Origin of the sequence: Rhizobium mulingense, assembly GCF_029194105.1 — a bacterium.
Lineage (GTDB): Bacteria > Pseudomonadota > Alphaproteobacteria > Rhizobiales > Rhizobiaceae > Rhizobium > Rhizobium mulingense.
The window spans coordinates 1-4,348 of record NZ_JARFVE010000040.1 but is presented as its reverse complement, the minus strand read 5'-3'; the positions used below and the strand labels follow the sequence as shown (position 1 = coordinate 4,348).

The window sequence follows — 4,348 nt, the reverse complement described above, 5'->3', positions numbered from 1 at the left end:
GCCATCACGCGATCCGCATCTGGCTGTCTGGATCGAAGAACACGGCCTTGTCGAGATTGAAGGCAAGGCGGGTATTTTGTCCCGGCGCGATGCCGGCATCGGCGCGCAGGCGGGCGACGACGGATTTGCCGCCGAGCTTGGTGACGGCGAAGGTGTCGGAGCCGGCCGGTTCGACGACTTCGATCAGGCAATCGTCCTCGGTCAGTGAGCGCGCCTTGCGGTCGGCGCCATCCGGATCGGTCAAGGCCTCCGGGCGGATACCGAAGATCACCTGCTTGCCGGCATAGGCCGCGAGGCCGTGATTGCCGGCAACAACAGGCAATCGCAGCGGCGCGCCGTTCGGCCGCTCGAGTGCAACGGCAAGCCCGGACGCGCCGGCCTCGACGGTGGCGTTGAGCAGGTTCATCGCCGGCGATCCCATGAAGTCGGCGACGAAGAGATTGGCCGGGCTGTTATAGATCTCGGCCGGCGTGCCGAACTGCTGCAGCACGCCGTCCTTCAGCACGGCGATCTTGGTCGCCAGCGTCATCGCCTCGATCTGGTCGTGGGTGACATAGACGAAGGTGGTGCCCATGCGCTGGTGCAGCCGCTTGATCTCGGTGCGCATGTCGACGCGCAGCTTGGCGTCGAGATTGGAGAGCGGCTCGTCGAACAGGAAGACCTGCGGATTGCGCACCAGCGCCCGGCCCATGGCGACGCGCTGGCGCTGGCCGCCGGACAGCTGCGACGGCTTGCGGTCGAGCAGATGGCCGATCTGCAGCATGTCGGAGACCTGTTTGATCGCCTTGGCCCGCTCCTCCTTCGGCACGCCGCGGATCTCCATGCCGAAGGCGATGTTGCCGGCCACCGTCATGTTCGGATAGAGCGCATAGGACTGGAACACCATGGCGATGTCGCGCTTGGAGGGATGCAGGCCGTTGATGGCGCGCCCGTCGATCCGGATATCGCCCGACGTGATCGTCTCCAGCCCGGCAATGGTGTTGAGCAGGGTCGACTTGCCGCAGCCGGACGGGCCGACCAGCACCAGGAAGCCGCCCTTTTCGAGTTCGAGGTCGATGCCCTTGAGGATGTCGACGGCGCCGAAGCGCTTTCTGAGACCGGAGATTTCCAGGAAGGCCATGACTTACCCTTTGACTGCGCCCGCCATCAGACCGCGCACGAAGTAGCGGCCGGCGAGGATATAGACGATGAGCGTCGGAACGGCCGCGATCATCGCCGCCGCCATGTTGACATTGTATTCGACCACCCCGGTCGAGGTGTTGACGACATTGTTGAGCGCCACCGTCATCGGCATGGAATCACCGGTGCCGGCATAGGCCGAGGCAAACAGGAAGTCGTTCCAGATATTGGTGAACTGGTAGATGACGGTGACGACGATGATCGGCAGCGAGTTCGGCAGCATGATGCGGCGGAAGATCTGGAAGAAGCTGGCGCCGTCGACCTGGGCGGCCCGCACCAGCTCGGTCGGGAAAGCCTCGTAGAAATTGCGGAAGAACAGCGTGGTGAAGCCCAAGCCGTAGACGACATGGACGAAGACCAGGTTGACCGTCGAATTGCCGAAGCCGAAGGAAAGGCCGGTGGCGTTCTGCAGGGTGACGCCGAAGCGGCCGAGCGAGCCGAGAATGGTGGCCATCGGCAAGAGCACCGACTGGAACGGGATGAAGCAGGCAAACAGCATCAGCCCGAACACCAGCGTATGGCCGGGGAAACGCCATTTGGTCAGGATATAGCCGTTCAGTGCCCCCATGATGGTGGAGATCGCCACCGCCGGCACCACCATCTTGATCGAGTTCCAGAAGTAGCCCTTGATGCCGGCGCAGGTCAGCCCGACGCAGGCCTCGCCCCAGGCCTTCACCCAGGGATCGAAGGTCGGGGCCTCAGGCAGCGCCAGCATGTTGCCGCCCTGGATCTCGTCCATCGTCTTGAACGAGGTGGTGAGCATGACGAAGAGCGGCATCAGGTAGAGGATGGCGAAGACGACCAGCAGGCCGTAGATGACGATGCGGCCGATTAAGCGGGCGCTGTTGCCGCGCTCCACTCCTGCGGCTGGCGCAGCCGATGAGGAGGTGCCGATCGGAGAGGTCATGCTGCTCATCGCGCCTTCTCCTTCAGTTCGGAATAGAGATAGGGAACGATGATCGCCGAGATCGTCATCAGCATGATGATGGCGCTGGCCGAGCCGACGGCCATCTCGTTGCGCTTGAAGGTATATTCATACATGAAGTTGGACGGCAGCCAGGCCGAGCCGCCCGGCCCGCCCGAGGTCAGCGCCACCACCAGGTCGTAGGACTTGATCGCCATATGGGCGAGCACGATGAAGGCGGAGAGAAAGATCGGCCGCAACAGCGGAATGACGATGCGGCGATAGAGCTGGAAGGGCGAGGCGCCGTCGATCTCAGCCGCCTTCATGATCTCGCCGTCGATGCCGCGTAAGCCGGCCAGAAACATCGCCATGACGAAGCCCGAGGCCTGCCAGACACCGGCGATGACGACGGTGTAGATGACGAAGTCCTTGTTCTTGATCCAGTCGAAGTGGAAGCTCGTCCAGCCGAAGTGGTGCAGCGTCTGTTCGAGCCCGAGGCCGGGATCGAGGAACCACTTCCAGGCCACCCCGGTGACGATGAAGGAGAGCGCCATCGGATAGAGGAAGATCGGGCGCAACAGCCCCTCGCCGCGGATCTTCTGGTCGAGCAGGATGGCAAGCAGCAGGCCAAGTGCTAAACAGATGCCGACATAGAGGAAGCCGAAGATCGCCATGTTGGTGATCGAGGTATACCAGGAGGACGGCGGGTCGCTCTCGAAGGTCCAGCGCCACAGCCGCTGATAGGCGCGTGGCCCGGTCAGCGCATAAGACGGAAAGGTCTTGGAATTGGTGAACGACAGATAGGCCGTCCAGACGATGAAGCCGTAGACGAAGATGAGGGTGATGACGAAGCTCGGCGCCAGCACGATCTTCGGCAGCGCATCCTGCAGCCGGCCCCGCAGCGAGATCGGCGTCGATCGCCCGGGGGTCAGAACCGGATCGGTGGTGGCAACTGTGCTCATGGATATCATCTCCCTTCCCGCAGGCTCGGCTCGGCAATGATCGCTGCGGAGCCTGAAGCTTCCCCGGCCCAAGAGACGGGGAAGCATTTGTCATCGGCTGATCTCAGCGGGCGTCGTCGATCGCCTGGACGAGCTGCTTGACGGCTTCGTCGGAGCTCTTGATCTGGCCGTGGACGAACTTCGAGACGACATCCTTATAGGCATTGGCGATCGCCGGCGGGGCGCCGTAACCCTGGGCGAGCGAACCGAACAGCGTGCCGCCCTCATTGGCCGCCTTCAGGTCGGCGATGCCCTTCTTGCCGCAGGCGTCGAAGTCGGTGTCGGGAACGTCGGTACGAGCCGGCACCGAACCCTTGACGACGTTGAAGGCCGACTGGAAGCTCTTCGACAGCGTCGCCGTTGCCAGCGCCACCTGCGCCGCCTTGCGGTCGTCGGGAACGTTGAACATGCCGAACATGTCGGAGTTGTAGATGACACTGCCATCGGTGCCGGGGAAGCGGTAGCAGAGGAAGTCGGTGTCCGGCGTCTTCTTGGCGGCGACGAATTCGCCCTTGGCCCAGTCGCCCATCACCTGCACCAGCGCATCACCCTTGATGACCATGGCGGTCGCCAGATTCCAGTCGCGGCCGGAGAAGTTCGGATCGACGTATTTGACGATCTTCGCCAGGTTGTCGAAGGACTTCTTCATCGTCTCCGACTTCAGCGCCTCCTCGTCGAGGTCGTTGAAGGCCTTCTTGTAGAATTCCGGGCCGCCGGTCGACAGCACGATGGAATCGAACATCGTCGCTTCCTGCCAGTTCTGGCCGCCGAGCGCCAAAGGGATGACGCCGGCCGCCTTGGCCTTGTCGAGCAGGGCGATCAGGTCATCGAAGCTCTTCGGCTGGGTGCCGCCGATCTTGTCCATCACCGCCTTGTTGATCCACAGCCAGTTGACCGAGTGGACATTGACCGGGGCTGCGACCCATTTGCCGTCATAGACGGAGAACTTCTGCAGCGCCGCCGGCACCGACTTGTCCCAGCCCTCCTTCTTCGCCGTCTCGGTCAGGTCGCCCATGACGCCGGCCTCGGCATAATCGAGCACGGTATAACCGAGCATCTGCGAGGCGGTCGGATAGGTGCCGGCCGCAACCATCGCCTTCAGCGCCGTCATCGCCGCATCACCGCCGCCGCCGGCAACCGGCACGTCCTTCCAGGCAAAACCTTCCTTCGCCAGATCCTCCTTCAACACGTTCAACGCCGCCGCCTCGCCGCCTGACGTCCACCAGTGCAGCATCTGCACTTCCTTGACGTCGGCGGCGCGGGC

The 4,348-nt window shown here is 63.2% G+C and carries 4 protein-coding genes; all 4 read right to left on the bottom strand.

Features of this window, described 5'->3' with window-relative positions; all coding sequences use genetic code 11:
- Window positions 1-4: 4 nt before the first annotated feature.
- The gene (locus PYR71_RS30460; protein WP_275621778.1) at window positions 5-1,120 is read right to left on the bottom strand and encodes an ABC transporter ATP-binding protein; all 1,116 of its coding nucleotides are present in this window, start codon (window positions 1,118-1,120) and stop codon (window positions 5-7) included.
- Between the two features lie 3 nt (window positions 1,121-1,123).
- Entirely contained in the window at window positions 1,124-2,095 is a 972-nt protein-coding gene (locus PYR71_RS30455; RefSeq protein ID WP_275621777.1) for a carbohydrate ABC transporter permease, read from the bottom strand.
- A complete protein-coding gene (locus PYR71_RS30450) occupies window positions 2,092-3,045 on the bottom strand; it encodes a carbohydrate ABC transporter permease (RefSeq protein WP_275621776.1) in 954 nt (317 codons plus the stop codon). Before PYR71_RS30450 ends, PYR71_RS30455 begins: the two co-directional genes overlap by 4 nt.
- A gap of 103 nt (window positions 3,046-3,148) precedes the next feature.
- Window positions 3,149-4,348: ABC transporter substrate-binding protein (locus PYR71_RS30445; protein WP_275621775.1), on the bottom strand; the 1,200-nt coding region annotated here is incomplete at its 5' end.

Bases quoted from the DNA above. Each gene is read 5' to 3' on its own strand.
- PYR71_RS30460 (WP_275621778.1), bottom strand. From the start codon at position 1,120: ATGGCCTTCCTGGAAATCTCCGGTCTCAGAAAGCGCTTCGGCGCCGTC.
- PYR71_RS30450 (WP_275621776.1), bottom strand. From the start codon at position 3,045: ATGAGCACAGTTGCCACCACCGATCCGGTTCTGACCCCCGGGCGATCG.
- PYR71_RS30455 (WP_275621777.1), bottom strand. From the start codon at position 2,095: ATGAGCAGCATGACCTCTCCGATCGGCACCTCCTCATCGGCTGCGCCA.